This window comes from Fusobacteria bacterium ZRK30, assembly GCA_024628785.1.
In the GTDB taxonomy this organism is placed as follows: Bacteria; Fusobacteriota; Fusobacteriia; order Fusobacteriales; family Fusobacteriaceae; genus Psychrilyobacter.
The window spans coordinates 679,796-705,742 of the sequence record CP102404.1 but is presented as its reverse complement, the minus strand read 5'-3'; the positions used below and the strand labels follow the sequence as shown (position 1 = coordinate 705,742).

General features: G+C 29.9%; 35 protein-coding genes and 1 tRNA gene. 21 read left to right on the top strand and 15 right to left on the bottom strand.

The genetic code is table 11. The features are described 5' to 3' along the window. Positions 1-123 precede the first annotated feature (123 nt). Positions 124-1,149, bottom strand: coding sequence for an alpha/beta hydrolase-fold protein (locus tag NRK67_03565; GenBank protein UUV16999.1), 1,026 nt, complete (start codon positions 1,147-1,149; stop codon positions 124-126). Positions 1,150-1,166: 17 nt separating this feature from the next. Further along, positions 1,167-2,177 carry a potassium channel protein gene (locus tag NRK67_03560; protein ID UUV16998.1) on the bottom strand — a complete coding sequence of 337 codons (1,011 nt, stop codon included), beginning with the start codon at positions 2,175-2,177 and terminating at the stop codon, positions 1,167-1,169. A 240-nt stretch (positions 2,178-2,417) separates the two neighbouring features. On the opposite strand from NRK67_03560, the gene NRK67_03555 reads away from it, so the two are divergent. The 7 genes from NRK67_03555 (at position 2,418) to NRK67_03525 (ending at position 10,086) form a co-directional block, all read left to right on the top strand. Then, complete coding sequence (locus tag NRK67_03555) at positions 2,418-3,785, top strand: FAD-dependent oxidoreductase (GenBank protein UUV16997.1); 1,368 nt, start codon at positions 2,418-2,420, stop codon at positions 3,783-3,785. A gap of 138 nt (positions 3,786-3,923) precedes the next feature. Continuing rightward, a complete protein-coding gene (locus NRK67_03550; protein ID UUV16996.1) occupies positions 3,924-5,186 on the top strand; it encodes a dicarboxylate/amino acid:cation symporter in 1,263 nt (420 codons plus the stop codon). Positions 5,187-5,439: 253 nt separating this feature from the next. Continuing rightward, positions 5,440-5,724 carry a hypothetical protein gene (locus NRK67_03545; protein ID UUV16995.1) on the top strand — a complete coding sequence of 95 codons (285 nt, stop codon included), beginning with the start codon at positions 5,440-5,442 and terminating at the stop codon, positions 5,722-5,724. A gap of 416 nt (positions 5,725-6,140) precedes the next feature. After that, positions 6,141-7,397: a dicarboxylate/amino acid:cation symporter gene (locus NRK67_03540; GenBank protein ID UUV16994.1), complete on the top strand. Its 1,257-nt coding sequence runs from the start codon at positions 6,141-6,143 to the stop codon at positions 7,395-7,397. Positions 7,398-7,513: 116 nt separating this feature from the next. Then, a complete protein-coding gene (ade, locus tag NRK67_03535; protein UUV16993.1) occupies positions 7,514-9,235 on the top strand; it encodes an adenine deaminase in 1,722 nt (573 codons plus the stop codon). Positions 9,236-9,311: 76 nt separating this feature from the next. Then, positions 9,312-9,397, top strand: a tRNA-Leu gene (locus NRK67_03530). 185 nt (positions 9,398-9,582) lie between these two features. After that, the gene (locus NRK67_03525) at positions 9,583-10,086 is read left to right on the top strand and encodes a GNAT family N-acetyltransferase (protein ID UUV16992.1); all 504 of its coding nucleotides are present in this window, start codon (positions 9,583-9,585) and stop codon (positions 10,084-10,086) included. 82 nt (positions 10,087-10,168) lie between these two features. On the opposite strand, the gene NRK67_03520 is transcribed toward NRK67_03525, so the two are convergent. Both NRK67_03520 and NRK67_03515 read right to left on the bottom strand, forming a co-directional pair. Continuing rightward, positions 10,169-10,492 (bottom strand): hypothetical protein, encoded by a 324-nt coding sequence (locus tag NRK67_03520; protein UUV16991.1) that lies wholly within the window; start codon positions 10,490-10,492, stop codon positions 10,169-10,171. Between the two features lie 119 nt (positions 10,493-10,611). Further along, positions 10,612-12,024 carry a recombinase family protein gene (locus NRK67_03515; GenBank protein UUV16990.1) on the bottom strand — a complete coding sequence of 471 codons (1,413 nt, stop codon included), beginning with the start codon at positions 12,022-12,024 and terminating at the stop codon, positions 10,612-10,614. A gap of 474 nt (positions 12,025-12,498) precedes the next feature. Here NRK67_03515 and NRK67_03510 point away from each other — a divergent pair, with 474 nt between their 5' ends. Next, positions 12,499-12,873, top strand: a complete 375-nt coding sequence (locus tag NRK67_03510; GenBank protein ID UUV16989.1) for a RidA family protein — start codon at positions 12,499-12,501, stop codon at positions 12,871-12,873. Between the two features lie 39 nt (positions 12,874-12,912). Here the strand turns inward: NRK67_03510 and NRK67_03505 are convergent, their stop codons facing one another. Further along, the gene (locus NRK67_03505; protein UUV16988.1) at positions 12,913-13,356 is read right to left on the bottom strand and encodes a hypothetical protein; all 444 of its coding nucleotides are present in this window, start codon (positions 13,354-13,356) and stop codon (positions 12,913-12,915) included. Between the two features lie 215 nt (positions 13,357-13,571). Continuing rightward, positions 13,572-14,552 carry a hypothetical protein gene (locus tag NRK67_03500; GenBank protein UUV16987.1) on the bottom strand — a complete coding sequence of 327 codons (981 nt, stop codon included), beginning with the start codon at positions 14,550-14,552 and terminating at the stop codon, positions 13,572-13,574. Between the two features lie 144 nt (positions 14,553-14,696). Between NRK67_03500 and NRK67_03495 the strand changes: the two genes are divergently transcribed. Then, a complete protein-coding gene (locus NRK67_03495) occupies positions 14,697-14,837 on the top strand; it encodes a zinc ribbon-containing protein (protein UUV16986.1) in 141 nt (46 codons plus the stop codon). Between the two features lie 13 nt (positions 14,838-14,850). Here NRK67_03495 and NRK67_03490 read toward each other — a convergent pair whose 3' ends face one another. After that, on the bottom strand, positions 14,851-15,306 hold the full coding sequence (locus NRK67_03490; protein ID UUV16985.1) for a hypothetical protein: 456 nt from the start codon (positions 15,304-15,306) through the stop codon (positions 14,851-14,853). Positions 15,307-15,397: 91 nt separating this feature from the next. On the opposite strand from NRK67_03490, the gene NRK67_03485 reads away from it, so the two are divergent. Beyond that, entirely contained in the window at positions 15,398-15,727 is a 330-nt protein-coding gene (locus tag NRK67_03485) for a hypothetical protein (GenBank protein UUV16984.1), read from the top strand. 175 nt (positions 15,728-15,902) lie between these two features. Here the strand turns inward: NRK67_03485 and NRK67_03480 are convergent, their stop codons facing one another. After that, positions 15,903-16,238 carry a hypothetical protein gene (locus tag NRK67_03480; protein ID UUV16983.1) on the bottom strand — a complete coding sequence of 112 codons (336 nt, stop codon included), beginning with the start codon at positions 16,236-16,238 and terminating at the stop codon, positions 15,903-15,905. 128 nt (positions 16,239-16,366) lie between these two features. Between NRK67_03480 and NRK67_03475 the strand changes: the two genes are divergently transcribed. Then, on the top strand, positions 16,367-16,618 hold the full coding sequence (locus tag NRK67_03475) for a hypothetical protein (GenBank protein UUV16982.1): 252 nt from the start codon (positions 16,367-16,369) through the stop codon (positions 16,616-16,618). A gap of 24 nt (positions 16,619-16,642) precedes the next feature. Here NRK67_03475 and NRK67_03470 read toward each other — a convergent pair whose 3' ends face one another. Beyond that, positions 16,643-16,792 (bottom strand): hypothetical protein, encoded by a 150-nt coding sequence (locus NRK67_03470; protein ID UUV16981.1) that lies wholly within the window; start codon positions 16,790-16,792, stop codon positions 16,643-16,645. A 185-nt stretch (positions 16,793-16,977) separates the two neighbouring features. On the opposite strand from NRK67_03470, the gene NRK67_03465 reads away from it, so the two are divergent. After that, the gene (locus tag NRK67_03465; GenBank protein UUV16980.1) at positions 16,978-17,400 is read left to right on the top strand and encodes a hypothetical protein; all 423 of its coding nucleotides are present in this window, start codon (positions 16,978-16,980) and stop codon (positions 17,398-17,400) included. 88 nt (positions 17,401-17,488) lie between these two features. Here the strand turns inward: NRK67_03465 and NRK67_03460 are convergent, their stop codons facing one another. From NRK67_03460 to NRK67_03440, 5 genes are all read right to left on the bottom strand, one after another. Then, the gene (locus tag NRK67_03460) at positions 17,489-17,653 is read right to left on the bottom strand and encodes a hypothetical protein (protein ID UUV16979.1); all 165 of its coding nucleotides are present in this window, start codon (positions 17,651-17,653) and stop codon (positions 17,489-17,491) included. A 310-nt stretch (positions 17,654-17,963) separates the two neighbouring features. Then, positions 17,964-18,104 carry a hypothetical protein gene (locus NRK67_03455; protein ID UUV16978.1) on the bottom strand — a complete coding sequence of 47 codons (141 nt, stop codon included), beginning with the start codon at positions 18,102-18,104 and terminating at the stop codon, positions 17,964-17,966. Positions 18,105-18,119: 15 nt separating this feature from the next. After that, entirely contained in the window at positions 18,120-18,362 is a 243-nt protein-coding gene (locus NRK67_03450; protein ID UUV16977.1) for a hypothetical protein, read from the bottom strand. A 20-nt stretch (positions 18,363-18,382) separates the two neighbouring features. Next, on the bottom strand, positions 18,383-18,541 hold the full coding sequence (locus tag NRK67_03445; protein ID UUV16976.1) for a hypothetical protein: 159 nt from the start codon (positions 18,539-18,541) through the stop codon (positions 18,383-18,385). A gap of 84 nt (positions 18,542-18,625) precedes the next feature. After that, complete coding sequence (locus NRK67_03440; protein ID UUV16975.1) at positions 18,626-18,781, bottom strand: hypothetical protein; 156 nt, start codon at positions 18,779-18,781, stop codon at positions 18,626-18,628. Positions 18,782-18,925: 144 nt separating this feature from the next. Between NRK67_03440 and NRK67_03435 the strand changes: the two genes are divergently transcribed. The 4 genes from NRK67_03435 (at position 18,926) to NRK67_03420 (ending at position 23,200) form a co-directional block, all read left to right on the top strand. Then, a complete protein-coding gene (locus tag NRK67_03435; protein ID UUV16974.1) occupies positions 18,926-19,606 on the top strand; it encodes an XRE family transcriptional regulator in 681 nt (226 codons plus the stop codon). Positions 19,607-19,654: 48 nt separating this feature from the next. Next, entirely contained in the window at positions 19,655-20,851 is a 1,197-nt protein-coding gene (locus NRK67_03430) for an SAP domain-containing protein (protein UUV16973.1), read from the top strand. Between the two features lie 141 nt (positions 20,852-20,992). Further along, positions 20,993-22,126, top strand: a complete 1,134-nt coding sequence (locus NRK67_03425) for a TIGR02391 family protein (protein ID UUV16972.1) — start codon at positions 20,993-20,995, stop codon at positions 22,124-22,126. Positions 22,127-22,168: 42 nt separating this feature from the next. After that, positions 22,169-23,200, top strand: coding sequence for a hypothetical protein (locus tag NRK67_03420; GenBank protein UUV16971.1), 1,032 nt, complete (start codon positions 22,169-22,171; stop codon positions 23,198-23,200). Here the strand turns inward: NRK67_03420 and NRK67_03415 are convergent. Then, positions 23,184-23,378: a hypothetical protein gene (locus NRK67_03415; GenBank protein UUV16970.1), complete on the bottom strand. Its 195-nt coding sequence runs from the start codon at positions 23,376-23,378 to the stop codon at positions 23,184-23,186. The two genes, NRK67_03420 and NRK67_03415, sit on opposite strands and share 17 nt — an antisense overlap. Positions 23,379-23,512: 134 nt before the next feature. On the opposite strand from NRK67_03415, the gene NRK67_03410 reads away from it, so the two are divergent. The 5 genes from NRK67_03410 to NRK67_03390 are packed head-to-tail and all read left to right on the top strand — an operon-like array spanning position 23,513 to position 25,934. Then, positions 23,513-23,668: a hypothetical protein gene (locus NRK67_03410; protein UUV16969.1), complete on the top strand. Its 156-nt coding sequence runs from the start codon at positions 23,513-23,515 to the stop codon at positions 23,666-23,668. Positions 23,669-23,683: 15 nt separating this feature from the next. Next, positions 23,684-24,475 carry an abortive infection family protein gene (locus NRK67_03405; GenBank protein UUV16968.1) on the top strand — a complete coding sequence of 264 codons (792 nt, stop codon included), beginning with the start codon at positions 23,684-23,686 and terminating at the stop codon, positions 24,473-24,475. A 29-nt stretch (positions 24,476-24,504) separates the two neighbouring features. Next, complete coding sequence (locus NRK67_03400; protein ID UUV16967.1) at positions 24,505-24,834, top strand: hypothetical protein; 330 nt, start codon at positions 24,505-24,507, stop codon at positions 24,832-24,834. Further along, positions 24,834-25,205, top strand: coding sequence for a hypothetical protein (locus NRK67_03395; protein ID UUV16966.1), 372 nt, complete (start codon positions 24,834-24,836; stop codon positions 25,203-25,205). Before NRK67_03400 ends, NRK67_03395 begins: the two co-directional genes overlap by 1 nt. 30 nt (positions 25,206-25,235) lie before the next feature. After that, positions 25,236-25,934: a hypothetical protein gene (locus tag NRK67_03390; GenBank protein UUV16965.1), complete on the top strand. Its 699-nt coding sequence runs from the start codon at positions 25,236-25,238 to the stop codon at positions 25,932-25,934. The last annotated feature ends 13 nt before the right edge of the window (positions 25,935-25,947 follow it).

Below are 25,947 nucleotides of genomic sequence, written 5' to 3'. Positions count from 1 at the left end.
TTAATTTACATTGTAAATTTTTAGATACTTTGGCGATATTCTTTATCAAGTAGAAATCTTAGTGATGCCACTAAGTGGTCTTATTTCCCGGATAATAAAAAAGGTAGAATTTCATAAGAAATTCTACCTCAAATATTTCCAGCTGTACTTTAAAAATCTGCCTATATCCTTGGCTATATAATCCCAGGTATGAGTTTCTCCCTTATAGATATAAGCCTCAAAAGGAAGATTAAATCTTTTTATCCTTCCTACCATGTCTACCCATTGGTGGACCATATAATAAGGTTCTTTATCTTCCGAGCCAACTGAAAGATAAAAATGTTTTCCCTGTTGTTTTGTAGTATCCAATTGTTTTATAAGGGTGTAGGGATCTTCTGCAATAATTCCCTTTCCCCACGATCCAAATATATTGATAAACCTCTCCTTATCCTGATCTTTGAATAAAAATTCAGGAAGGTAGATAAATTTAACTATCCTCGTTATTCTCTTATTTATAGTCAGCCTTACCAGACTAACAGCTCCGGCAAAACTGCCTATTACCTTAAACAGTTCCAGATGCTTTAAACCTAATTTAAAAGCACCATATCCCCCCATGGAAAACCCGGATATACCAGCGTTATCTACATTAAATCTATTTTTAACATCTAAAATCAATTCATCTATAAAATATGATTCATAGTTTTTATTTTTTACCTTTTTAAAATCACTATACCAAGATTCCCCACAAAATCCTGAATTAGGTAGGATAACTATCATCTTCCCTATATCTTTTTTCTCGAGTAGAAGTTCAAAGTTGTCCAAAAGTCTTCCTTTTTCTATCCAGTCATGGGCATTATCCCGTAACCCATGAAGTAAATAGAGTACCGGGTAACTTTTTTCAGGAGTATAAGATTTTGGTACCACTGCTAAGTATGCCATCTCTTCATCTACATTTTTACTCTTTATCTTTAAACTCTGAACAATAAAATTTTTACTCTCAAGGGTCAGATCCTCTAGAGATTCAAAACTTCCTTCACTGTTACTTTCAGGAATGATATTAACATTCTTATAAGTTATAGTTCTTTTTATCTTGATTTTCATCCTCTGTTTTCTGCTGCCTGTTATAACAAACACTACATAGAATATAAATATACCTATTAAATAATACATAAACTCTCCTCAAGTCATTAATTCGAAGCTATCTCTATTAACTTTTTTATTTGATCCTTTGTCCCCAGTACTAATAATTTTTCATTTTTTCTGAGTAACTCATGGGACATAGGGTTTATTTTCATGATTCCATCCACTTCGTGACCAATAACTATTAGATTGGTTTTAGCAGGTATCTTTGCTTTCATCAAAGTTGTATTTTCCAACTGAGATCCTTTTTTTATCTCAACCAGTTCAAATGTCAACCCCTCTATCTTTGATTTCTTACTAAAAACATCTACAAAACTAATTAAGTTAGTCTGTGTAGCTGTGGCAATTATTCTATCAGCTGCTATCTCAAAAGGCGAGATTATAAAATCAGCACCGCCTCTCTTTAATTTTTTTTCACTGCTTGCATCTACAGCCCTTGTTATCACCTGTATCTTCTCATTCAAATCTTTTGTAGTAAGGGTTAAAAAAAGGTTGTCAGCATCTGTCGATAAGACCGATATCAATACTTTAGCACTTTTTACATTGGCCTGGAGGAGGGTTTCATCTTTAGTTGCATCTCCTATTACATAGAGTATTTTTTCCCTGTATATCTCCTTTAGTTTTTCAACACTTTTTTCATCATTTTCTACAACTACAAAGTTTAGATTTTTTTTTAAAAAATCACTTATAATCTTTGTTCCGGTTCTGCCGGCTCCACACACTATATAGTGGTCATTTAATTTAGCTATTTTTTTATCCATCTTCCTCCACCTCAAATAGGATCTTAATTCCCCTTCAATAAAAAATTTAGTAATATTTCCCAATGTATAAACAACTACAGTTATTCCAGAGAATATAAGGATCGATGTAAAGATCTTTCCATTAGGGCTGAGTGCCTGAACCTCTCCAAATCCTACTGTAGAAAGGGTGATAGAGGTCATATATAGTGAATCTATTAAATTGTAATTTTCAATATATATATATCCAAAAACACCTATAAAAAATATTAAAAATAATATAATTCCAGGTATCAATATTTTTTTTATTTCAGATTTCATCTGTCCTCCACTTTTCTGCTTTGTAAAGATATATTTTATCACAATATTTCCCATATTACCATATCTCAAAACCTTTCAACAACTTAAACTTTAAAGGATTTAATCGACCTCTCCAGTAATATATTTCAACAGGAAATAATTATAGTTAAACATTGAGACCTTTTATTACTTATATATAAATTGTAACTTTTTCCTTTATCTATTAAAATAAACTAAAAACTTAACACTGGAGGTAAAACTATGTATGATTTAATAATAATAGGAGCCGGAGCTGCAGGGCTGACCTGTGCATATACAGCTAATGGACTGAAAAAAAAAGTTCTCTTAGTGGATAAGGGTTTACCAGGAGGAACTTGTACCTGGTCAGGGTGTATGCCCAGTAAAGCTCTTATAAATATAGCTAAGGATGTTCATACAGCCAAAAAGTATTCATCTATAGAGGTAGATACTGGAAAAGTTATGAGAGACGTCAGAGGTGTAATAGATGAGGTTTATTCCCATGAATCTCCAGAAGTTTTGGCCAACGACGGAATAACGTTCAAACAAGGAAAATTGATTAAACTGATAGAGCCAAAAATTGTATTGGTGGATGGGGTAGAATATCACGGAAAGAACATAGTTATCTCTACTGGTACCTCACCATTTATCCCTCCTTTAGAGGGGCTGGATAAGATAGATTACCTGACCAATAAAAACCTTTTCCAACTGGAAAAACTCCCTAAATCCATGATAATTTTAGGTGGAGGAGCTATAGGAGTAGAGATGGCCCAATGTTTAAACAGATTAGGTACAAAAGTTCACATAATAGAAAGGTCTTCTCGAATTTTTATCCGTGAAAATGAGGAATTAGTAAATATTTTGTCTGAAACTTTAATAAAAGAAGGGGTCAATATCCATGTCAATACCACTGCTTCCTCAGTGACTCAAAACGAGGGTATTATCACTCTCAATGCGGAAACTAATGGAGAACCAAAAAAAATTGAAGCTGAAGCTCTTCTGGTTTCTATTGGGAGAGTCCCAAATATAAAAGACCTTGGATTGGATGAATTGGGATTAAAATATAATCGAAAGGGGATAGAAGTAGATGACTATCTAAGGACAAATATACATAATATCTATGGTGTAGGAGATGTGGCAGGTCCATATCAGTTTTCACATATGGCTAACTATCAAGGAATTTTAGCAGTTAAAAATATGTTTTTACCTCTAAAGAAAAAGGTGGATTATTCCAATATAAGCTGGTGTACATTTACCTCTCCTGAACTGGCATCTCGGGGACTTCCCGATCCAAAGAGAAAGACAACTAAGATATATTCCTATGGACGGAGCGATTCAGAGAGAACCATAACGAAAAAAGATGATATTTTTGAGATGAGAGTAGAGACCAACCATAAAAAAGAGGTCTTGGAAGTAAAGCTTTTGGCCGAAAGAGCAGGGGAGATGATCTCTTCGTTTCAAATAGCAGCAGAAAATCACCTGACTCTAGATAAGTTTTCATCGGTTATCTTTCCTCATCCAAGTTATAGCGAGATTTTAGGAAGTTTAGGAAAGAAAGCATATGTCGATAAATTATTGGAAAATCCACTCATAAATATCTTTATAAAATAAACAAAGATCCTAAAATTTGACATTTCCATATATAAATTATATACTACTTTATAAGTTTAATTATTTATTTATATACTTAAAATATTTTGCTACGATTGAATAGCAAAATTTAATATTATTTTATGGGAGTGTGGTAGGATGAAAAAAATGACTTTAACAACGAAAATTTTTATTGGATTAATTAGTGGGATAATATTAGGATTGATTTTATACCCAATGAGAGAGGTTCCCTTTGTAGCAAATTACATTATAGGATTTTTTCTAAAACTAGGCGGATCAGTATTTATAAATGCCATTAAGATGATGGTAGTTCCACTGGTATTTGTCTCATTAACTGTTGGAAGTTCAGCCATGGGAGATATAAAAAAATTAGGGAGAATAGGAGTAAAAACTTTAAGTTTTTACCTGTTCACTACAGCTGTAGCGATTGTTATAGCTCTTACTCTGGCAAATGTAATTAACCCAGGAGCAGGACTATCAGCTGACAGTATTCAAAAAACTGCCAAAACTATCAAAAGTTCTAAACCATTTGTAGATGTACTTATCGATATAGTCCCATCTAACCCGATTGCATCTATGGCTAAGGGAAATATGTTGCAAATTATAGCTTTTGCACTTTTAACAGGAGCTGGCTTAACTATCTTAGGTGATAAAGTCAGCAAAGTAAAAGATCTATTTGACCAAGCCAACGACCTTGTTTTAGAGATGGTTAACCTTATTATGAAAGTTGCTCCATTTGGTGTGTTCTGTCTTATTGCTAAAACATTTTCATCTCTTGGGTATACAGCAATGGTACCGCTATTAAAATATATGCTTACAGTAATTGGAGCTTTATTTATCCACGGTTTATTCACTTACCAAGGCCTTTTAGTTGCTACGATTAAGATGAATCCATTGACTTTTTTAAAGAAATTTTTACCGGCTATCTCTGTAGCATTCTCTACATCTAGTAGTGGAGCTACACTTCCTGTTACTTTAGAAACAGTTCAAGAGGAATTTGGAGTATCTAAAAGTGTTAGTTCATTTACAATACCACTAGGAGCTACTATCAATATGGATGGAACTGCTATCATGCAGGGAGTTGCTGTAGTATTTATCGCCTCTGTATACGGTGTTGATTTAACAATGGGTGACTATATAGCGGTAATTTTAACAGCTACACTAGCATCTATAGGTACAGCCGGTGTTCCTGGAGTAGGATTAATTATGCTGTCAATGGTTTTAACTCAGGTTGGACTACCAATTGAAGGAATTGCTCTTATAATGGGTGTAGACAGAATTTTAGATATGACTAGAACTGCTGTAAACATTACAGGAGATGCTGTATGTACCCTAATCATAGCAAAAACAGAAGGGGAAGAGTTGAACACTTCTTCAGACAAAGAAATAGAAGTGGCATAGTTAATTGTTGTCATAACAACTTAAATTATAATAGCTGGAAAAAAAGGGGTGTTGATAATCAATATCCCTTTTTTCCTTTCTTAAAAATAAAATTTTCCTGCTTTTATTTCTATATAAAAAATGAATAAATTATTAAACATCTATCACATGAATTATTTCACCATTAATTATAAATTAATTATATTGACTTTTTGGATCAAATGTTGTAAATTTAGGGGGCTACTGATAATATTAATTGAAAAGGAGTACTAATATGAATGTGCATAATAAGTCGAATATGATTTATAAAGATTATTCATGGAAAACTTATGCAGAGGAAGATCCTAAAGTAACAGGGAAACTAGATTATACAATATTTGATAGGAAAGAAGGTTATGAGGTCCTTTACCTTATAGAAAAAATGACGGAAATATGGAAATTAGAAGGAAGAGGCAACAGAAGAAAGATCGAAAAAATGATCTATAAATTTTTACCACCTGATATAAAAAAGCAGGAAGAGGTTAAAAACTGGGTGCGTGATAACTGGGACTATTACTAATATTAAATAAAATTATGGCGGATACAGGGGATGAAATTTTAACTATAGCTGCTATAATTTTTTTATACCTATTAATTGATTTAATATATACATTAAATCATAATTTTTTTTAATTTATTCTTCGTAATAACTTTAATCCAGTAAAAAAATGTAAAAATATTTATAATTAATTCCAGGAGGTTTTAAACCTCCTTTTTTTATGAGTAAACTTTAATAAATATAAGGTAACTTTTTTTAAAAAATTATATTAGTTTATTAAAAATGAACATCCTACAATCACCATCTATACTTTTTTTATATCAATACAATATTATTTAGATATTTTTATTAATTGTTTTTTTTTAGTACAATCATACAGTATTAAGTTTGATAGAAATTAACATTATCATATATATTATCAGTAGGAGTGTGGAAGTATGAAAAAAATGACGTTAACAAGTAAAATTTTAATCAGTTTAATAGGTGGAATAATAGTTGGTTTGCTGCTATTTCCCTTAAAGAATATACCCTTTGTAGAACACTATATCATTGGATTTTTCCTCAAATTAGGTGGTTCTGTGTTTATAAAATCAATTAAAATGCTGGTAGTTCCTCTGGTATTTATTTCCTTAACAGTGGGAAGTTCTGCAATAGGCGACACAAAAAAACTTGGAAGAATCGGAATAAAAACTTTAAGTTTTTATCTGTTTACAACAGCTGTTGCAATAACAATAGCCCTTGTCTTAGCTAACATAATAGACCCGGGAAATGGCTTAGTCATTGAAAATATCAGTAAAACTAATACAGTTGTCAGCGATTCTAAATCTTTTGTAGATGTCTTAATCGATATCGTACCATCTAATCCCATATCAGCCATGGCAAAGGGAAATATGTTACAGATAATATTTTTTGCCCTTCTTACAGGTATGGGACTGACTATCTTAGGGGATAAAGTCAATAAGATTAAGGATCTATTTGAGCAATCTAATGATCTTATCTTAGAATTAGTAAATCTTATTATGCAGTTTGCTCCTATTGGTGTCTTCTGCCTTATTGCTACAACATTTTCTACATTGGGATATCAGGCTATGATTCCTCTATTTAAATATATAGGAACTACACTTTTAGCACTATTAATCCATGTGTTAATTACATATCAAGGCCTTTTATACCTGATGGCTAAAATAAATCCAATCGTATTTATAAAAAAATTCATCCCTGCCATATCTGTAGCATTTTCTACATCAAGCAGCGGGGCTACTATACCTGTTAACTTAGAGATCCTCAGAGAAAAATTTGGGGTTTCAAAATCTACAAGTTCATTTACAATACCCTTGGGAGCGTCTATAAATATGGATGGAACTTCTATTATGCAGGGAGTCGCTGTAGTATTTATAGCTACTGCTTATGGAATCCAATTAAATATGGGTGATTATATGATGGTTATTCTAACAGCTACCCTGGCATCTATAGGTACAGCAGGCGTTCCAGGAGCCGGACCTATCATGCTTTCAATGGTTCTTACCCAAGTTGGTCTTCCTATCGAAGGAATAGCTCTTATCATGGGAGTAGACAGGATAATAGATATGAACAGAACTGCTGTAAACATAACTGGAGATGCTGTCTGCACTCTTATTATTGCTAAAACTGAGGGGGAAGATATCGGAGGAGAGGTTAAAGCAGAATTAATTTAAAGGAAATTTTATAAAAAAAGCCAATTTATTAAGTAGTAACTTTACTTTAAAAATTGGCTTTTTTATTATCCCAAAGATCATACAACTACATGTTGTTCTTATTGGAGGAGATTATTATGAATAACTTATCTGAATTTATAGATGTCTTAACTCAGAGAAAAAAATCGGATCTGGTTTTTAAAAATGCAAAAATTATAAATGTATTCAGCCATGAAATTATAAAAGGCAACTTAGCTATCCATGGGGATCAAATTGTTGGAGTCGGTGACTTCTCTGGAGTTTGTGAGATCGATCTTCATGGCACCTATATTTCACCAGGTCTAATGGATGCCCATGTTCATATAGAGTCTTCCATGCTAACACCTGAAAATATGGCAAATTTAATTCTCCCCCGAGGTAGTACGACTATCATAGCTGATCCCCATGAAATAGCCAATGTTTCTGGAATGAAAGGTATAGAATATATGTTGAAAGCCACTGAAAACATTCCCTTAAATGTTTTTGTCAATCTTCCACCCTGCGTCCCTGCTACAGATTTTGAATCTTCCGGAGCTGTTTTAAGTGCAGATGATCTAAAAGAACTTATTCACCACAAAAGGGTTTTGGGTTTGGCAGAATTTATGAACTTTCCCGGAATTCTAAACAAAGATCCTGAAGTTTTAAAAAAATTAGATCTGGCTCATAAAAACAATAAAATTATTGATGGTCACGCACCTGATATGAGTGCCAAAGATATTCGTACCTATGCAGGAGTAGGAATATCTACCGATCATGAATCGGAAACCTACGATGAATTATTAAATAAAATAAGAAATGGAATGTATGTATTGATTAGAGAGGGATCAGGAGCTAAAAATTTAGAAGTCTTAGCTAAAGATTTATCCACTAATTTTTCTCTTACAAGATGGTGCTGTCTATGTACAGATGATTCCCATCCAGAAACTTTGATCAAACAAGGGCATATAGACCACCTTCTAAAAAAATTAGTGAAATTAAATATAGACCCCATTACTGCTGTCCAAATGGCAACCATAAATACTGCAAAATGCTATGGCTTAAGTAAATTAGGAGCTATCGCCCCTGGTTATAAAGCAGATTTAGTTATTTTTCAAGATCTCGTTGATTTCAAAGTATTAAAAACCTACAAAGACGGCAGAGAAGTCTATAACGGTATAGATGAGGTAAAAATTCAAAATACCTACATGGACAAAAGTTTACTTTCCAGTGTAAATATTGATATAGACAAAAAAGATCTAAAGATACTTTCAAAGGATGAAAAAGTAAATATAATTGAGCTTATCCCTGGAAGTTTACTCACAAAAAAAACTTTTTCTCAAATAATTTTAGAAGATGGGGAGTTTAAAACAGAAAATAATCCAGGAATTTTAAAATTATTTGTAATTGAACGTCATCATGGAACAGGAAATATCGGAAAAGGTCTGGTTAAAAATTTCGGTAATTTTAAAGGAGCTATCGCATCCACGATCTCCCATGACTCTCACAATCTAGTAGTTATAGGAGATTCAGATGAAGACATCAATCTTGCTGTTGAGGAGATCAAAAAAATTCAGGGAGGTCTTTGCTTAGTTCATAATAAAAAAATAATATCTTCTATTCCACTGGAAATAGGAGGTATTATGACACAACTTTCCGGAGAAGAGGTTGCACTAGAAGTAGAGAAATTCTTGGACTTAGCTTATAAATATGGAGTAAACAGAAAATTAGACCCATTAATGAACCTAGCTTTTTTAGCCCTACCAGTCATCCCAGAAATAAAATTAACCGATCGTGGTTTATTTGATTTTAAATCTTTCAGACATATATCTTTAGAGTTATAAGCATAAAAAATTACAACTTTATTAAAAAAAAGACTTGCTTTTCTTTGGGAGTTCTAGTATAATAATTTTTGTAGATGCCTGAGTGATGGAATGGTAGACATAGGGGACTCAAAATCCCCCGGGCGTATGCCCTTAAGGGTTCAAGTCCCTTCTCAGGTACCACATAACCCCATAATTTCGATTGTAGGGCTTATGATACAATGGGTTCAAGCATTTACGTTTTTTAAAAATAAAATAACGAATATATATAGAAAGATCCTAATGACATTAAATGACATTAGGATCTTTTATTTTATTTAGAATAAAATTATGATATTCTTTAATAAACAATAAAATAAGGGGTGGATATGATGATTTATGAATTAGAACCAATGGTTGTTGATGATGCTAAGAATTTACATGAATTTTTTGATCAAATAGGAGGAGAAACAAACTTTGTATCTTTTGAAAAATCTGAAGCTCCAAGTGAAGAGGCGTGTAAGTCACTCCTTGAGTCAACTAAAGAAGCTCCTAATTATGCTTACTGTATAAAAGAAGATGGTAAAATAATTGCTAGTTTAACAGCCAATACCAGAAATGGTAGATCAAGAGAGAGGCATAAATCAAATTTTGGTATTGCAGTTTCTAAAAACCACTGGGGAAAAGGCATAGGTTCTTTACTCATAGAAAAAGTAATCTCTGAATCTAAAAAAAATTCTATATCTAAGATAACTTTAAAAGTTAATGAAACCAATACCAGAGCCATAAAATTATACAAAAAATATGGGTTCGAGATAGAAGGTATCTATAAAAATGACAGACTTCTCAATGGAGTAATGGAAACAGGTATTTCAATGGCATTATTTTTATAAAGCTAATAAAATATATTAAAAAAAGCAACGATTTAAGTTCGTTGCTTTTTTTATTGAATATAATACTATTAGTCTAATAAGATTAGGCACTTTTTTTCTTTTTTTTAATGATTGATATCGAAGCTAACATTATTAATCCTGTCAATATATCGATAGGCAGCCAAAGTTCTTGAGTTAAATGAACTGGTCTAATAGGGTTAAATAATAATGCTATTCCTATAAAAATTCGTCCCCAAACTCTGTGGTTATCCTCAAAGCTTAATATAGCTCTATACACAGCTGCTCCACAAACTATAATTCGAAGAACATTAAAATATCCATTAGGGAGCCCATCTAAGAGGTTTCCAAAAAGCATTAAAATAGTAATTAAAGTGATAACCAGCCTAGTTATGAATTTAGGTTCCACATAAATCACCTCCATATATTTATTGTTTTCTTGTTAAAATATACTAAAGTTTTTTAAAAAACCTTTCAATTTTTTTCTTTTTTGTTATTAAAAAAAGCAACGATTTGAGTTCGCTGCTCTTATTTTAAATTAAATATAATATTGTATTCCAGGCTTTTCATATCAACTATCTCTATCTCCTGGATCAGCACCCTGAATAATTCTTTTAATTGGTTAGCCTCGTAATCTTCATAATTTTCCAAGACTTCCTTTAACAACTCATAGTTCCCACGATCTTCATTATCATCTTCTTTTAATTTTCTTTTTTCTAAAATTTCAAGTTCTTCATCTATAACCTGTAGATCATTTAGGTTTTGTTTTCTGCTCTCAATATATTCTGATTCTGCAATCAATTCTTTTTTCAGCATATTGATCAGATTATCATTTTCTTTAGCCAGTATATTTTTTCTATTTTCAAATATCTGTATCTGTCTTTCAACAGTTTCCATATAGTTATCTATCTGGTTTACTTCTTTTAATTTATCTACTTCTGTTATCCCGGCTAATACTTTATCCTCTATCTTCCCGGCATTGATCCTTTTACCGCAGGTATCACACATATAGTAATAGTATATCTTTCCTCCCTGGGCTTTATTATTTATTTTATTTCCATACATTTTATGACCGCAGATGCATTTCACCAGACCTCCAAATAATGCTCTGGATCCATTTTTATTATTATAATCAATGGCTCTGCTGTTTTTTAATATTTTCTGAACTGCATTAAAAGTTTCGGTAGTAATAATCCCTTTATGGGTTCCCTCTGCTAAGATATAATCATCACTTTTTTTTCTGATCCCTGTAACTATATTTTTCTTTTTTACTCCAAACCTATATTTCCCTGCATAAAACGGGTTGGTCAGTATCCACCTCAGGCTGTCTAATTTTCTGTTAAATAATTTAGCAGTTCTCCTCAGGCTCCTAGTCTCCATAAATGTATAAAAATAACCTTTTACCAACTCGGCTTGTTTTTCATCTATCTTTATTTTTTTATGTTTTCTATCACCATCCCACTCATACCCTATGGGAAGCTGTCCTCCCATCCATTCTCCCTTGGAGGCTTTTTCATATGCACTTGACTTTACCCTGGCTGATATCTGCTCCCTCTCATATTGGGCAAGACCGGCCTGGATAGTAAAAAATAATCTCCCTGTACTGGTAGTGGTATTTAGATCCGGTTGTGAGATTGAGATAAATTTTATATCTTTTTCAATTAACTTAAAAACAAAATTCATCATTGTATGGGTTTTTCTGGAGATCCGGGATGATTCATAGACCAGGACTATATCAAACTTCTTTTTCTTTATATCTTTTAATAAAGTTTTAAACCCTGTCCTTTCATCATTGGCACCACTGTCAACGTCTTCATAAATTTTATATAATTCATAATCGTGGAGATCACAATAAGATTCTATTTTTTTTATTTGTGTTTTTAAAGAGTCTTTTTCCTCCTGCATAGTGGTAGAAACTCTTACATATGCTCCTACCTTCATGATTTATCCCTCTTATTCATCTTTTTTAGCAGCTTAACAACTGTACTTAAATTTTCTTTGGATTCAATCTCTGTGATTTTCTCATTAAATTTAATCATAGTTTATACCTCCTCTAATCTTCTTTTTTTTATTTTTTCTATAATAGATAATTAAGTGCTATACTTAGTATTAGTAAAAAAAGGAGATGATTATGTTGCACGATATTATTATTCTAATACTTCTATGTTGGAAACCAATTTTAGCTCTTATTTTGATTTTCTCATTATTGTATTTATTATTTAAAAACACCATTACAAACTTGTTTATAAGAATATTTATATCCTTTCTTCTTGCAGCATTGATTGTGTTTGTTATTACTTTATACATATTTAGTGACGGTAATTATGGATAAATTACCTTGATAAGTATTGACTAAACTTTTTATTGTGCTATATTTAATATAGATTTTATAAAATATACTGGAGGTTTTGAATTATGATAGAACGAATCGTTATTCCGCCTTATGATGAATATGGTCTTTCAACATTTGTAAGAACAGATGATCTGGTACACATCGGCCATTTTGGTGGTTACTGCGATAAAAAAGGTACGGTATTAACAACTATTGAAGAACAAATGGAACAAACATTAAAAGAACTGGATCTGTCACTAAAAAAAATTCACCTGACTCTTAAAAACGTCGTTAAGATGACAGTTATACTAAAAAATATTGAAGATTTTCACGGGATGCATAGTGTTTGGATGAAGTATTTTGATAAAGACAGCTTCCCGGTAAGAACAGTAATAACTTCAGATTTTGTAAGTAAAGATTGTCTTGTTCAAGTCGAGGGAACAGCGTGTTACGAATAATTCCTGGTCAAAAAGCTAAGATTTAGTCTTGGCTTTTTTTTATTCCCATCCTTCCGCTTCTACTTTTCCCAGTCTGCCATTTAACCTGCCCCTATGATCATTCCTCTCAATGGTCTTACACTTCTTACACCGGGTATCATAGCTAACTCCCAAGCTATCGACCTTTGTTATAAACTCTTCTTTACACTTGGTACACTTTCTAATCTTTTCATCTTTTTTGAGATTAAGGATCTTCTCTTTTTTCTTCAGGTTCTTTTTTATCTCTTTCTCATAGTCTCGGTTAGAGATTATAAATCTCTGAAATTTTTCCTTACTTTTCTTAGTGAAAAAATATTTCTTAGTCCCCATAGGCTCTATATCCCCTAGCCAAAATTTATTGAACTCCTCAATATCAAAAGTAAAATCAAAACTTAATTTTTTAGCATATTTTTTGGTATGAGGTCTGGTTTCTAATTTTTTAAAAGCTTCTTTTTTAGTCTTCATTAATTCAACCCCTTAAAAGTTAAATACAACCGATAGTGGTTTTATGCTATAATCTATTTAGAATCACTAACACCTTCTGTAATATTTTTCTTTGGTCGGAATTTTTTATAGATTGGTGGTTCTGTTTGGCAGCCTTTTTAGATCTATAGATCTGAAGGCTGTTTTTATTTAGACAAAACACAACCCTAAAGTAGTTCTAGTCACCGACCTCTCTGTTATCCATAGGTCCCTCCATCTGAGATATATTTGTTGAACCTTTTACAGAGAACATTTTCTAACTCAATATTTACAAAGGATCCCTCCTCTCCATTGAAGGTTTGCTCTTTGACTTTTTCTCTGAGATCATTGATCTCAATCTCACCCAATTTATTAACCATAAAGTTTATCTTTTCTTTCCTGGTGATTTTTTTTAATTCTATCGGTTCAACTATCTGATGATCTTTATCTCTCAAGATCGCTACCAGGACTTTGGAGTTCATGTTTTTATTCTTCAGCTTTATAAATTCAATTACTTTTTTTACTTCATCCAGATCTCCATTGGAGAACTCTTTGATATTTTTTAAAGTATTGGAATTCTGATTTTTAATACTGGCTTTAGACAAAAGGTCTTTTAAGTTTTTAAAAAAAGTATCTTCAGGGGCAGCAGCAGATCCTTTCTTTTTTGCTACTGCTTCTTTTTTAGGTGTTCTTTTTTTGGGGTTCTTTTCTAGGAGTTCTTTGTTAACGCCATTTTGTCCTAGGGGCCGCCCCAATTTGTCCTGGGTGTCGGGACAATCTGTCTCAGGGGGTGCGTCATTTTGTCCCGGTAACAGAACCGCTTTTGAATTAAATAATTTTTTAGCTTCTTTTTCTAACCTTAAGATTGAAAATGTTCCCGGTGTATTAAACTCACTTTTATTTAAATCTCCTCTTTTTACTATATGAGCTTTACTTACTAAGAGACCTTTTTTAGTCATTCTATGGACTCTTTTTTTAATAGCTTCTACTGTGGGATATAGTAATGGGAAATCTTTCTGAATAGCATCATAACTGATCCAGTGATAAACTTTTCCATCTTTTATAATTTCTATAGTGTCATCAGATAAGCTGAAATCGCCTATCTTTCTAATTAAAATAAAGTCCTCAATATTCAATTTGTGTTTTTCTTTCATTTCTAGAGCAATGTCTTGTCTCATATTAAATATTGTATCTCTCATAATTTTACTCCTTTCAATAATATTTTTTTGTTTATAAAATTAGCACAATTTAAATAAAATATAATTCTTAGTGCATTTTTAAGAATTTTAATGTATACTCCTAAGGTAAAGAAGTTTTTAGTTTGTTATAGGAGGTGAGATCCTATGTATGCAGCAGGTGAAAAACCAGGTGTAGGAACTTATATGTGTGTCATGTGTTACTTAGAATTAATAATAGAGACGGACAATGAGGAACTACCAAAATGCCCAGATTGTGGTTCAGGTCTCTACAAAAAGGTGGATTAATCCTCCTTTTTTTTTACCTTTTTTTTCTACTTAAATTTTCCTTAATAAGTTTCATTTCAATCTTGGAATTTTCTATTTTCAGTTTTTCTCTGCAGCTAACAGCATATTCCAGGAGCCATACTCTCACTTCATCATCCAGAGTTTCATACTGGACCTCTAAGGCATCTATCTGTTTTCTTTTTTCAAAGTATGTATCATTGAATTCATTTATTTTTTTATCCAGATCTTCCAGGGCTTTTTTTATAGATGATAGATCTTTTAGTTTTAGGATCTTGGACCTGGTCTTAGAAAAGGATTTCTGCATATCTTCATTCCATTTATTTAAGTTATAACTCTTTATCCTTCTCTTATCATCGAGATCATCTATCACTCCTGCATGCCTTAGGTGTTCTTCAAAGGTTTCTACCCTTACCTGCATATTCATACTTCTTTCTAGCTCTAATGACAGAGCTGAGTCTGGTCTAGCCATGTGTTACCTCCTGGGTTTGATATTTAGTTGTGCCACCTTATATGTTATAATTTGATCACCACAATAAAATTAATCACAAGGAGGCACAAAAATGGATTATTCAAAAATAATTCTTAATGATTTAGAAAAACAAATATTAAAACTACTTTCTACAAATAACATTCATCCTAATACAAGTCATATATCTGGGTATTTAAAATTTCCAAATTATGATGATTTAACATCAGCTCTTCATAGTTTAAAAAAGATGGACTTTATACATGAATATGAAATTACTACAGAACTTTATTGCCTTACTGAAAATTATAAAAAATATACTATCTATCAAAAAGAACTAAAAAAGAAAAAAATTATAAAGTTCATTTTAGGTATTTTAAGTACTCTAATAACAGGATTATTATTAAAAATAATTGTAAATTAACTGCTATAGCACAAACTAAAAAAACTATAAAAAATTTATTTATCGATTCTCTGATTATAACTAAATTACGTGTTACAAGAGAAAAATTTATTGCTAAAGAACACTCTTTCATTTGTTTCACCTCGCTTTAATGTATTTGTTTTCTAAGAGTAGACCTGTTTCTACTCTTTTTTACTTAAAATAAACACGTCCATCCACATTTTTCTTTATATAAATTAATAGTAAAAACCCCATAATCTCCATATTTTTTATTAATTTGATTAACAGTTTTTTTATTTCTAATGAACTCATTTAAAATTTCTTTCTTATGTTCAGATGAAATAGGTTTAGCTGCCAGGGCACTTTTTGCATCTAGATCATATTCATATAAAATATGATTTTTTTTAGCATTCTCTTTAAAGGTATTTATAAGAAAAATTCCGTATTCACCATATTTTTTTCTTATATAGTTTAATGATTTTCCACTTTTCCACTTTTTAAAAATTTCTAACTTTCTTTCATATAGACTCATATCTTCCTCCTCTTAATCTTTTATAAAAACCCATTCCTTTGGTCAATAATTTTGAAATCCCATTATTTTTAGAGTATACTTAAATATATTCACGCAATACTTGAAACTGGTTTATGGGAGGACATCTTATGTATAATGAACAAGAAATACTTTTTAATTTAATCGATAATCTTCTTTCTTTTGATGATTTTAATTTAATAGAACTCCACCATATTTTAAGAAAAAATCATTTTTTTTATCACCTCAGCCTCTCTAGTTTGGATTATCAATTAACATTGATGGAACAAAATGGAGAGATAGGATCTTTTCAATCCTTAGAACACGAAATTGAAAAAATAACGACATACTATTGCAAAGTCAGAGATAAAAACCTCAAATGATGGAATCTAAGAGTAGATCTGTTTCTACTCTTTTTTATTTTTCAAAATTTCTTCAATAAAACTCATAGCAATAGTGCACCATAAAGGAAAAAGTGTAATTAGCCAACCAGCTTTAATAACCCCTAGTAGCTTTAGAAAAATACTTAAAAAAATAACCCATCCAATTTTAGTCATTTTACCTCCCTTAAAATAATTATATTTTTATAAAATCCTATATCATTCTTGTTTACTTCTCAGCTTCATAGTATAATGAGGTCTGATGCAGTATTTAAAGTCTCAATGATACAGTTCAAGATAGCTGGCAGGCTATTTTAGAAATTCTTGAACTATACTATTCAGAGTTTAAAGGAGAGTAAAGAATGTATAAAATTGACACAACCGCGTTAGGTGATTTAGCCAGATTTAGCTACAGCATTAAATTTGGTGGGAAAATCCCAACAGAAGAAACTGTAAAAGTAATAACAGACAAATTTCAACCTATATCAAACCTTAATTTCGAAAACTACAATTTCGATAAACTAGAAAAAGATTTTGAATTCAGCTATGTTGAGTTCTCAAGAGAAGATGATCCATACAGACATAAAGCCTTAGGTGTAGCTATCATAGCTTCAGCTTCGAGCAATTATTCTAACCAGCTTGTTCACTCATTATTAAATTTCGTTGTTGATTCAATGAAAGATATTGATTATGCTAAAGTTTTAGAAATCATCTTGAAAACTATTTTTCCAAGTTTTAAAGCTGATATTAATACAATCACTGATGAGTTTATAAAAAATTATTAAAAAGGCCTAGATGCCTTTTTTTTATTTTTTGAATGAGGGAGCTCTAATGATCTAGCCATATATTTACCTCCTCTCTATCTTTATTTTTTTAAGACTCTTTTTCAGATTGATTTTTTAACGTATTATAAGATTGAGATAATTGATAAATCCTTAAAGAATTATCCCCCAACTTACCATCTAATAAATTTTTGATTTTTTTTAATAGCTCCATTAAAACTTCCTCTTCTAATTGAATTAAATTTTGTTTATTCATCTTCTACACCTCGCTTTAATTTGTTTACCTTCTAAGAGTAGATCCATTTCTACTCTTTTTTGATTTCAAAATTTCAAGAATCAAACCCAAAATTAATAACCAAAACCAACAGTCAAACATCAGAAACCACATCCTATCAAATCGACTCATCGCTGGAGCATCAATTAAAACTAAATATATTTTCCGAAGACCAAGATTAATTCCAAATAAAGTATATAAAAGAACGTATTTTAAAACATTGTTCATAAACTTACACCTCGCTTTAATTTGTTTACCTTCTAAGAGTAGATCTGTTTCTACTCTTTTTTATTTAAAATAATTTATATTGCTTCTCCCCGGTAGGAGTAAGATCATATGTCAGCTTTTTTACTTTCTTTATAAATTCATTCTTTTTTATCTTATCTTTATTCCTAAATACAGTTTTTATAACCTTAGCGTTTGAAATTTCCATACTCCCCCCTTATTATTAAATGAAGTTTATTTTACTAGGTTTCAACCTATAAAATGGTTTTGGGAATTCTTTATCTTTCGAAATTAGAAATAATTTAGGTTTTGATGTATTACTAACTCTTTTTGAAATTTCATAACATTTTACTGTAAAGCCAGACCTTAGATATTTAATACTTATCACACTTATTTTTAAAGAACCTTTATAATATCTTTTCAAATTTTTTAACTTCCTCAATTTTTTTCTAGTTTTTAAGTTCATCTTTCCCCCTTACTAAATAATTATTTTAATACAACTAAATACTGCTTGATATCAGACCTATTAAAAGAAATTATTGAAGATCCATCTTTGGCAAATAATTCTAATTCTGTTTCTCTCAGTTCATATCTAAAACAATCAAAGAACCTAGAATCGTTTTCAAAAGCAATTAAAATACTCATACTCCCCCTTTTTTAAATGAATATCTAGCTTTAAATAGGTTACTATTTAAAACAACCACTAATTACGTTACTTTTCTAAAAGTTTCATTTTAATTTATTTTTTAAGAGGGTAAAAAAATCTTGATCATTTTTTCTAACTTTCCTATAAAAGCTTTGTTTGCTTACTCCTAAAAGGTTATACACTTCTCCCATAGTTAAACCTTTCGAGTAAACTAAGCTTTTTATTTCTAAAAGTTTCATTCCACCACCTCCGTTACTTTTGTATCTTTTTAGGAGTATACAACAGTTTGTTACTTTTGTAAACAGTTTTTTTTAGAAACGTTACTTTTGTGTCATTTTGTATAGTATTATATTAAATAAGAAGGTAAATAAAAGGAGAAAATTATGTCATATGAAGTTAATTATGAAAATAGAATGAAATTAGCAAAATTACTCAAAGATGCACGAGAAAAAAAAGATTTAAAAGTTAATCAGCTTTCTGTTAAAGCAGATATAAATAAGTCTCTTATTTCTAGAATTGAAAAAGGACAATTATTAAAAATAAACCCTTTTTTAATAAAAAAATTAGCATCTGCTTTAAAAATAGATTTTAAGGAATTATACAAAATAGTAGGATATTTAGAGGAGGATGATTTTGGAACTTCCGAAACTACTTTAAAAGAAAGTTCTAACCTTGATATTATCGAAGGTGAATATATAAAAGTTCCAATTTATAATTCTGTTTCAGCTGGTATTGGAGCTATCCCTGACCCAGAACCTAGCGACTATCTTTCACTGCCATTAATGATGGGGAAGGGTTCTGTAGGGATTACTGTTAATGGAGATTCTATGGAAACAACAATAAATAATGGTTCTGTAGTACTTATAAAAAAAGATGCAGAAGTCGGCCATAATGATATAGGTGTATTTCTACACAACGATGAGGCATTAGTAAAAAGATATAAATGTATTGAGGGTAAATGTTATTTAACTTCTGATAATAAAGAATACCCAGATAGAGAAATTAGAGAAGAGGACGACTTCAAAGTTTGTGGTAAAGTAGTTTGGATTTTGAATAAAGCTTAAAAAAATTAATTAAATTAAATTAAATTAGGATTAACAGGGGGAGAGAATATGGATAAGAACGGACTTTTAGAAATTATTTTTCTACTAAAACATAAAGTAATTTATGAAAAAAATAATGAATATTACTATGACTGGAGAAGAATCTATAAAGTTAGTCCTTCAGAAATGAAAAAGCAGTGTTTTGAAAAAGAACTATATAGAGAGGCAACAGCTGAAGAAATTCTAAACACTTATAAAGTGTCAGAATTAAAGGAAGTTTTAAAATCGAAAGAGTTAAAAATTTCAGGGAACAAATCAGAGCTCATTGATAGAATTATCGAAGCTGTATCAGAAGATGAGATAAAAAAAGAATACGATGGAGAAATGTTTTATTCTTTAAGTGATAGAGCCCAAGAATTGATTCAAGAATTTTCTTACCTTGAATTATATGAGCATTATTTAAGACCAGATGAAATTGATATATATGATTACTACAAAGCATCCAAAGAAACAGGGAATCCTTATCTTGGGTTAATGAGTATTCTCATGGATCAGGCATCTGAATGCCTTAGCAAGGGTGAATACTACTATCTAAAACATAGATTTATAAAGCTTTCAAAATTATCTGATTCGCTAGAAGATTATGAAGGTGTTCTTAAATATATGATAAAGGTGATCTATCTTGAAATGTCCGGACTTGGCAATGATATGGAATATTTTCCAGAAGAACCTCAAATATACTATAAGAACATAGAGATGATAGATAAAGCATTAGAAAATTTAGGGCAAACAGTCGAAGATTTGGACCAATATTACTTAAAAGCTGTAGAGGAATTAGCTCTCCCTAAAAAGCTTTTCGAAGATATAAAAGTTTATGAATTTATCTTAAAAATGATGGATGGAAGATCCGATGAAGTGGAAGAGGAAATTCAAAATTTTATTGATAATTATGACCAAGAAGAAGAATATGATGATACAGAAGATAATTTAGAACTTGAAGATTATTATGAGGAAAAATCATTTGTTGTTTCTAAAGTAAAAAGTAAAAATGAAAATGAGCTATCTTATGAAATAAAATCAAACAAAGATGAAAATAACAAACCTGAAAAAATAAAATTTTTCAAGACTAAATGGTTTGTAATTCTAAGCTATATAGCATTTTGGCCTTTAGGGATATTTTTAGGATTAAAATATAAAATTTTTGATAAAAAAATTCATATTGGAATAGGTATAGCGATTCTCCTTATGATGTTTTTAGGTGATTAAGCTATATTTGATAGAGAGAGAGAGGAAATAGTTCCTCTCTTTTTAAGGTAACTTTAAAATTTTCGAAAGAAGAGTAATTAAAACTTATTTTGAGCAGAAGTAGTAGGAGATAGTTAATAAGATTAAATTAGGGGGAGTAATGTGGATATAAATTTTGAAATAAGTAAAGAATTATATAGTGTTATAGAAAAAAATTATAAAAATGAAAATTATTCTGGCGCTATATTAGACGCAATGCACTTATTAACAGAAACAATTAGAGATAAAACAGGATTAGAAGGTGACGGTTCTGCTCTTATTGGCAATGCATTTGGGGGGAATAATCCTAAAATACAAATTAATAAATTACAAACTGATTCTGAAAAAAGTATTCAAAAAGGAATCCAAGAAATCATGAGAGGATTTTATAGTGCAATTCGAAACCCACGTAGTCACGACAAACTTAAAGATACAAAAAAAGAGACAGATGTAATTATCCTTTTTATAGACTATCTTCTAGAAACTATTGATAAATCTAAATTAAGTTTTGAAGAAAGTACTTTTTTAAAACGTATATTTGATAAGCATTTTGTTAAATCGAAAGAATATTCTGATTTACTAGTTGCTGAAATACCTAAACGTCAAAGAGCTGATATAGGAATTACAGTTCTATTAGATCGAAACAAGGGAAATTTGGAGAGTCTCTCATATTTTATAGCTTCACTTTTTGATAAATTAGAAAGCAATGAGATTGACAGAATTTATAAAGTCATAAGCAAAGAACTAATGCATGCTAGTTCATTTCATGATATTCAACCTTTTTTATATCTTTGTCCTGGTAAATTTTGGAATAAAGTTAATAAAGCAGTAAAAATTAGGATTGAAAATATTTTATTAGAGGATCTAAAAACTGCTAATTATGATAAAGACAATGATATGTGTGAGATTTCTGGTTCGCTAGGAACATGGGTGACTAAAGAACATTTAGTAAATTTTGAAGATCCTTCAGATTGGACATATAATTCTGTTTTAAAACTACAAAATGATAAATTTGGTGAACGTATTTACATAGAAGAATATTACTGGAGAAATATATGTAGCATTAATTACGCATCTATACATTGGTCTTTAAAACTCTATATAAGTAGAGGTTTAAAAAATAAAGACGAATATATCGTTAACAAATTAAAATATCAAATAATTAATAATGAAAACCATCCTTGGTGGGAAATATTTAAAGAGGAGTTAAAGGATTTTCCAGAGATAAAATATGATGAAGATGAATTCCCATTTTAATTTTGGGAAAATAAATTTAAAGGGGCTTAGGTAATATTAAATATGAAAAATAATATAATTGAAGATATTTATAAAATATCAAAAAATGAACAATATTGGTTATTTAGGGCTGGAGAAAAAGCGAAACATTTTGATTTATTTTACAGAAAAAAAGAAATAGGTATAGGTTGGGATAAAATTAATAACCTTTCACAGATGAGGACCAAAGATATTTTGGATAGAGAAGTAAGGGTTAAATATCCCATGGAAGAAAAACCTGGGAATATAATAAATAAAATACATAAATTTTATTCTGTTATGAAAAAAGGAGATATAATAATAATGCCAGATAGTGAAAAAAAAAGAGTAGCTTTTGGTAGACTTATTGATGATATTACTAGGGTTGATAAAATAGAAATAATGGAACAAAAAGCTCTACTTTCTGTAGGTGAAATCAAGGAAATTGGTAAGACAGACCCTGGAGCCATAAATAAATTTAGGAAGGTAAAATGGTTGAAATTATTACCAAAAGAAGAGTTGAGTCCTAAATTATTGCTTTATTTATTTTCTCCGCACACAATATCTATATTATCTCAAAACGTGAGGTATGAAGTAAATAAATTGTTAAATGATATTTTTATTATTGAAGATAAAGTTTATTTAAAATATAAGGTTGATACAGAATCAGAGGTACATGTAGATGATATGCGAGTATTTTTTGATTTAGTCAGTTACGCAGAAAAAATAATCAACATATTGGAAGGAAAAGAGGAAAAATTTGCAATAAAGACTAATGTTAGCTCACCTGGGGATATAGTCGTAGGGTTTCTCGTTTCAGGTGTTGGCCTAGCAGTATTTAATATGTTATTCAATGGAGGGACTTTAACATTTAAAACTAAAAATATTGAAATTAAAACAAAGGGTGGTAAAACGCTTTACGATTATAAAGAGCAAAGCCATAGACATGAAATAGAAAAAAAGAAACTAGAATTATTAGAAAAAACTTTAAATGAAAAAAATAATAGAGTTAGCGATTTAAATATTGAATCTATGAAAAAGAATTTAGAAATAAAAATCCCTAAAATAAACGATTAAAAATTCTAACTATTATATTATTTTTATTTATTTCTGTCACTTCAAAAAATGAAAAGAAGATAATTATTGAAATTAATGAACAAAGTAGATCATTTTTAGGGAAAATCAACTCAAAAATAGTATTTGAAAGTAATAAAAAAATAATGCCTATTATTCCAAAACTAATGATTATTTTCATAAATTTAACCTCCTTTAAAATATATATAAGTCTAATAGATTTTTGAAGAAAAGTCAATTTTGAAAATGAATCTTAAATTGTATAATAAATAAAGTAAAAATAGAACAGATATTAATAAACGAAAATTTGTAGCAATGGCAAAAGCAAAAGAAATAATGGAACCATTTTCAAGAAAGACTGATAAAATATATATGAAAATTAGGAATAATGATTTAGAAAATCAAACTTTAATAAAAACTAGAGACACTTTATTACCTAAATTAATGAGTGGAGAAGTGAGAATTAAGTAATATAAGGAGAGTTATATGGCTAAATTTGATTTAAAAATTAAGAATAGAATGGATAAACTATTTATTGAAGGTGGATATGTCTTAGATTTCAGCAATAACTCTTTTCAAAATTTTGTATTAGAGTCTGTAGATGAAGATATTTATGATGAAAAATATGATGGATTTGGTGGGTCTAAAGGAAATAGACTTAAGGGGTTTTGGAAAAATGAAAACATTGATAAAATAATTAAATTAAGTCTAGACCTCCTTGATCATTGGGATAGTATTACAAATGAAAGAGGTGAATTAAGTTTAAAATCTTATGAGATTTGTAAATCTTATTTTGAAAACTTGTCCGACACTGGATATAAATTAGTTAAAACAACTATAGAAGAAAAACTAGATGATAGTATTTTATCTCATAAATTTATTTCAGAACAAATTGAAAAATCTAATAAAAAAATAGCTAAAGCTGATTATTCAGGAGCAATAACAAATTCCAGAACTCTTATAGAACAGGTTTTAAAAGAACTATCTTTGAGGTTTAAATTAGAAATTGATAATAGTGGTGATTTACAAAAACTTTATAAAGTAGTTGCTAATAAGATGAACCTAAAAATAGCTAAAGACAGTCCAGAAAATATAAAACAAATCCTTTCAGGGTTTTTGAATATAATAAATGGAATAGCACCTCTAAGAAATTCCGCAAGTGATGCACATGCAAGAATGTTTGATCCTAAAAAACATCATGCAAAATTAGCTGTTAATTCTTCTTTGACTATCTGCGACTTTCTTTTAGATAGTTATGAATACCAGTCTAAAAAATAAACTCTAATATTTAAAAATTAGGAGGACACATGGAAATAAAAGGACTTGATAAATTACAAAAGAAGTTAAAGACTTTGGAAAAAAATGCTAAAAAAATGGATGGGGACAGCTCTATTCCATTTAATGAATTATTTTCTTATGAATTTATGAATGAAAATACTAACTTTGATTCTATAGATGATTTTTTTAGAAATACTGGAATTGAAGTTAATACTCAAGAAGAATTTCAAGAGCTAGATGAAAGAATTTTAGATGATGCTGTTGTTAGATTTTCTCAATTTAATAGTTGGGATGAAATGGTTCATGAAGCAGGAGCAGTATATATACATAAAAAATTATTTGAAGGAGTAAAATTTTAATGAATATAGAGTTACAATTACAACTAGCTAGGGAGTATTGGGAAGACTCAAAAGGACGACCTGATATACCTATGCGTCCCGATAGAGACTTAACTTCAGAAGAAAAACTTGCAATGGAAGAACTTTTAAGGAAAGGAATTTTAAAAAGAAAAAAATATTCTTATTTTGTTTGTCCAGAAACAAAAAGGTTTATAGAGAATGGTGGGAAATCAAGTTATGAAGTCGAGAAAGAAATAGAAGAAAATAGAAGAATAAAAGAGCTTGAAATAGCCAAAGAATCGAATAAAATTGCAAAGTATTCCATAGGAATTTCAATTATTTCAATTTTAGTTTCAACATCAGTAGCAATATGGGTTACTTTAAAAGGATAGTACAAGGGGGGTGAAATAAAGTAAAATATGGTGGAAAAAATATTTCAAAACAAAGGATATGAAAATAAGGCTTTTTTAAACAGACAAAATATGAACTTGGGGTTTAATTACAGTATGGATGCTGAAAATTATAAAGACTCAGGAGATATATTGATTAATAGTGCATTAAGTGGAAGAATAAAAAATGATAAAATAATAAAACAAGCTATATTCCTTTATAGACACGCTATAGAGTTAACTTTAAAAGCAATAATTTATACCGGAATCTTACTTGAGGCAAACGAACTCTCAGAAAAAGAATTTAAAGATTCTTTTGGAAATACAACAAATCATTTATTGAATGATTTGTATAAAAATGCTAAAAAATATATTGAAAAATATTTAGCTAGAGATATAAGAGATAATCCAAAAGGACTTAAAATTATTGAAGAAGGAATAAATGAATTTGATAAGATAGATGAAAGATCAACTGGAACAAGATATCCAGCAAATATATTTAGGAAAAATAATGAGAAAAAACAAATAGATATATTTAAGGTTGATAGAAATTTATTTGGAAATAATAACGAACATTATGGTGTATGTTTGATTACTTTAGTAGAAAATTTTGATAATTTTTTCAACAAACTTAACGGTTCATTTCTTGTTATTTATAATATTTATGAATCTCAAGACTCGAGATTTGAACTATTACCAGAAAAAGAATGGGAAAAGCTTAGAAAAAAATAATTGAGTTACATTC

Coding starts and splice junctions, on each gene's coding strand:
- NRK67_03450 (UUV16977.1), bottom strand. CDS start 18,362: ATGAACTTAAAAACTAGAAAAAAATTGAGGAAGTTAAAAAATTTGAAA.
- NRK67_03555 (UUV16997.1), top strand. CDS start 2,418: ATGTATGATTTAATAATAATAGGAGCCGGAGCTGCAGGGCTGACCTGT.
- NRK67_03465 (UUV16980.1), top strand. CDS start 16,978: ATGTATAAAATTGACACAACCGCGTTAGGTGATTTAGCCAGATTTAGC.
- NRK67_03540 (UUV16994.1), top strand. CDS start 6,141: ATGAAAAAAATGACGTTAACAAGTAAAATTTTAATCAGTTTAATAGGT.
- NRK67_03485 (UUV16984.1), top strand. CDS start 15,398: ATGGATTATTCAAAAATAATTCTTAATGATTTAGAAAAACAAATATTA.
- ade (UUV16993.1), top strand. CDS start 7,514: ATGAATAACTTATCTGAATTTATAGATGTCTTAACTCAGAGAAAAAAA.
- NRK67_03405 (UUV16968.1), top strand. CDS start 23,684: ATGGCTAAATTTGATTTAAAAATTAAGAATAGAATGGATAAACTATTT.
- NRK67_03455 (UUV16978.1), bottom strand. CDS start 18,104: ATGGAAATTTCAAACGCTAAGGTTATAAAAACTGTATTTAGGAATAAA.
- NRK67_03565 (UUV16999.1), bottom strand. CDS start 1,149: ATGTATTATTTAATAGGTATATTTATATTCTATGTAGTGTTTGTTATA.
- NRK67_03430 (UUV16973.1), top strand. CDS start 19,655: ATGGATAAGAACGGACTTTTAGAAATTATTTTTCTACTAAAACATAAA.
- NRK67_03500 (UUV16987.1), bottom strand. CDS start 14,552: ATGAGAGATACAATATTTAATATGAGACAAGACATTGCTCTAGAAATG.
- NRK67_03545 (UUV16995.1), top strand. CDS start 5,440: ATGAATGTGCATAATAAGTCGAATATGATTTATAAAGATTATTCATGG.
- NRK67_03490 (UUV16985.1), bottom strand. CDS start 15,306: ATGGCTAGACCAGACTCAGCTCTGTCATTAGAGCTAGAAAGAAGTATG.
- NRK67_03475 (UUV16982.1), top strand. CDS start 16,367: ATGTATAATGAACAAGAAATACTTTTTAATTTAATCGATAATCTTCTT.
- NRK67_03445 (UUV16976.1), bottom strand. CDS start 18,541: ATGAGTATTTTAATTGCTTTTGAAAACGATTCTAGGTTCTTTGATTGT.
- NRK67_03495 (UUV16986.1), top strand. CDS start 14,697: ATGTATGCAGCAGGTGAAAAACCAGGTGTAGGAACTTATATGTGTGTC.
- NRK67_03550 (UUV16996.1), top strand. CDS start 3,924: ATGAAAAAAATGACTTTAACAACGAAAATTTTTATTGGATTAATTAGT.
- NRK67_03415 (UUV16970.1), bottom strand. CDS start 23,378: ATGAAAATAATCATTAGTTTTGGAATAATAGGCATTATTTTTTTATTA.
- NRK67_03400 (UUV16967.1), top strand. CDS start 24,505: ATGGAAATAAAAGGACTTGATAAATTACAAAAGAAGTTAAAGACTTTG.
- NRK67_03560 (UUV16998.1), bottom strand. CDS start 2,177: ATGAAATCTGAAATAAAAAAAATATTGATACCTGGAATTATATTATTT.
- NRK67_03435 (UUV16974.1), top strand. CDS start 18,926: ATGTCATATGAAGTTAATTATGAAAATAGAATGAAATTAGCAAAATTA.
- NRK67_03440 (UUV16975.1), bottom strand. CDS start 18,781: ATGAAACTTTTAGAAATAAAAAGCTTAGTTTACTCGAAAGGTTTAACT.
- NRK67_03480 (UUV16983.1), bottom strand. CDS start 16,238: ATGAGTCTATATGAAAGAAAGTTAGAAATTTTTAAAAAGTGGAAAAGT.
- NRK67_03470 (UUV16981.1), bottom strand. CDS start 16,792: ATGACTAAAATTGGATGGGTTATTTTTTTAAGTATTTTTCTAAAGCTA.
- NRK67_03515 (UUV16990.1), bottom strand. CDS start 12,024: ATGAAGGTAGGAGCATATGTAAGAGTTTCTACCACTATGCAGGAGGAA.
- NRK67_03395 (UUV16966.1), top strand. CDS start 24,834: ATGAATATAGAGTTACAATTACAACTAGCTAGGGAGTATTGGGAAGAC.
- NRK67_03460 (UUV16979.1), bottom strand. CDS start 17,653: ATGAATAAACAAAATTTAATTCAATTAGAAGAGGAAGTTTTAATGGAG.
- NRK67_03510 (UUV16989.1), top strand. CDS start 12,499: ATGATAGAACGAATCGTTATTCCGCCTTATGATGAATATGGTCTTTCA.
- NRK67_03410 (UUV16969.1), top strand. CDS start 23,513: ATGGCAAAAGCAAAAGAAATAATGGAACCATTTTCAAGAAAGACTGAT.
- NRK67_03525 (UUV16992.1), top strand. CDS start 9,583: ATGATGATTTATGAATTAGAACCAATGGTTGTTGATGATGCTAAGAAT.
- NRK67_03420 (UUV16971.1), top strand. CDS start 22,169: ATGAAAAATAATATAATTGAAGATATTTATAAAATATCAAAAAATGAA.
- NRK67_03505 (UUV16988.1), bottom strand. CDS start 13,356: ATGAAGACTAAAAAAGAAGCTTTTAAAAAATTAGAAACCAGACCTCAT.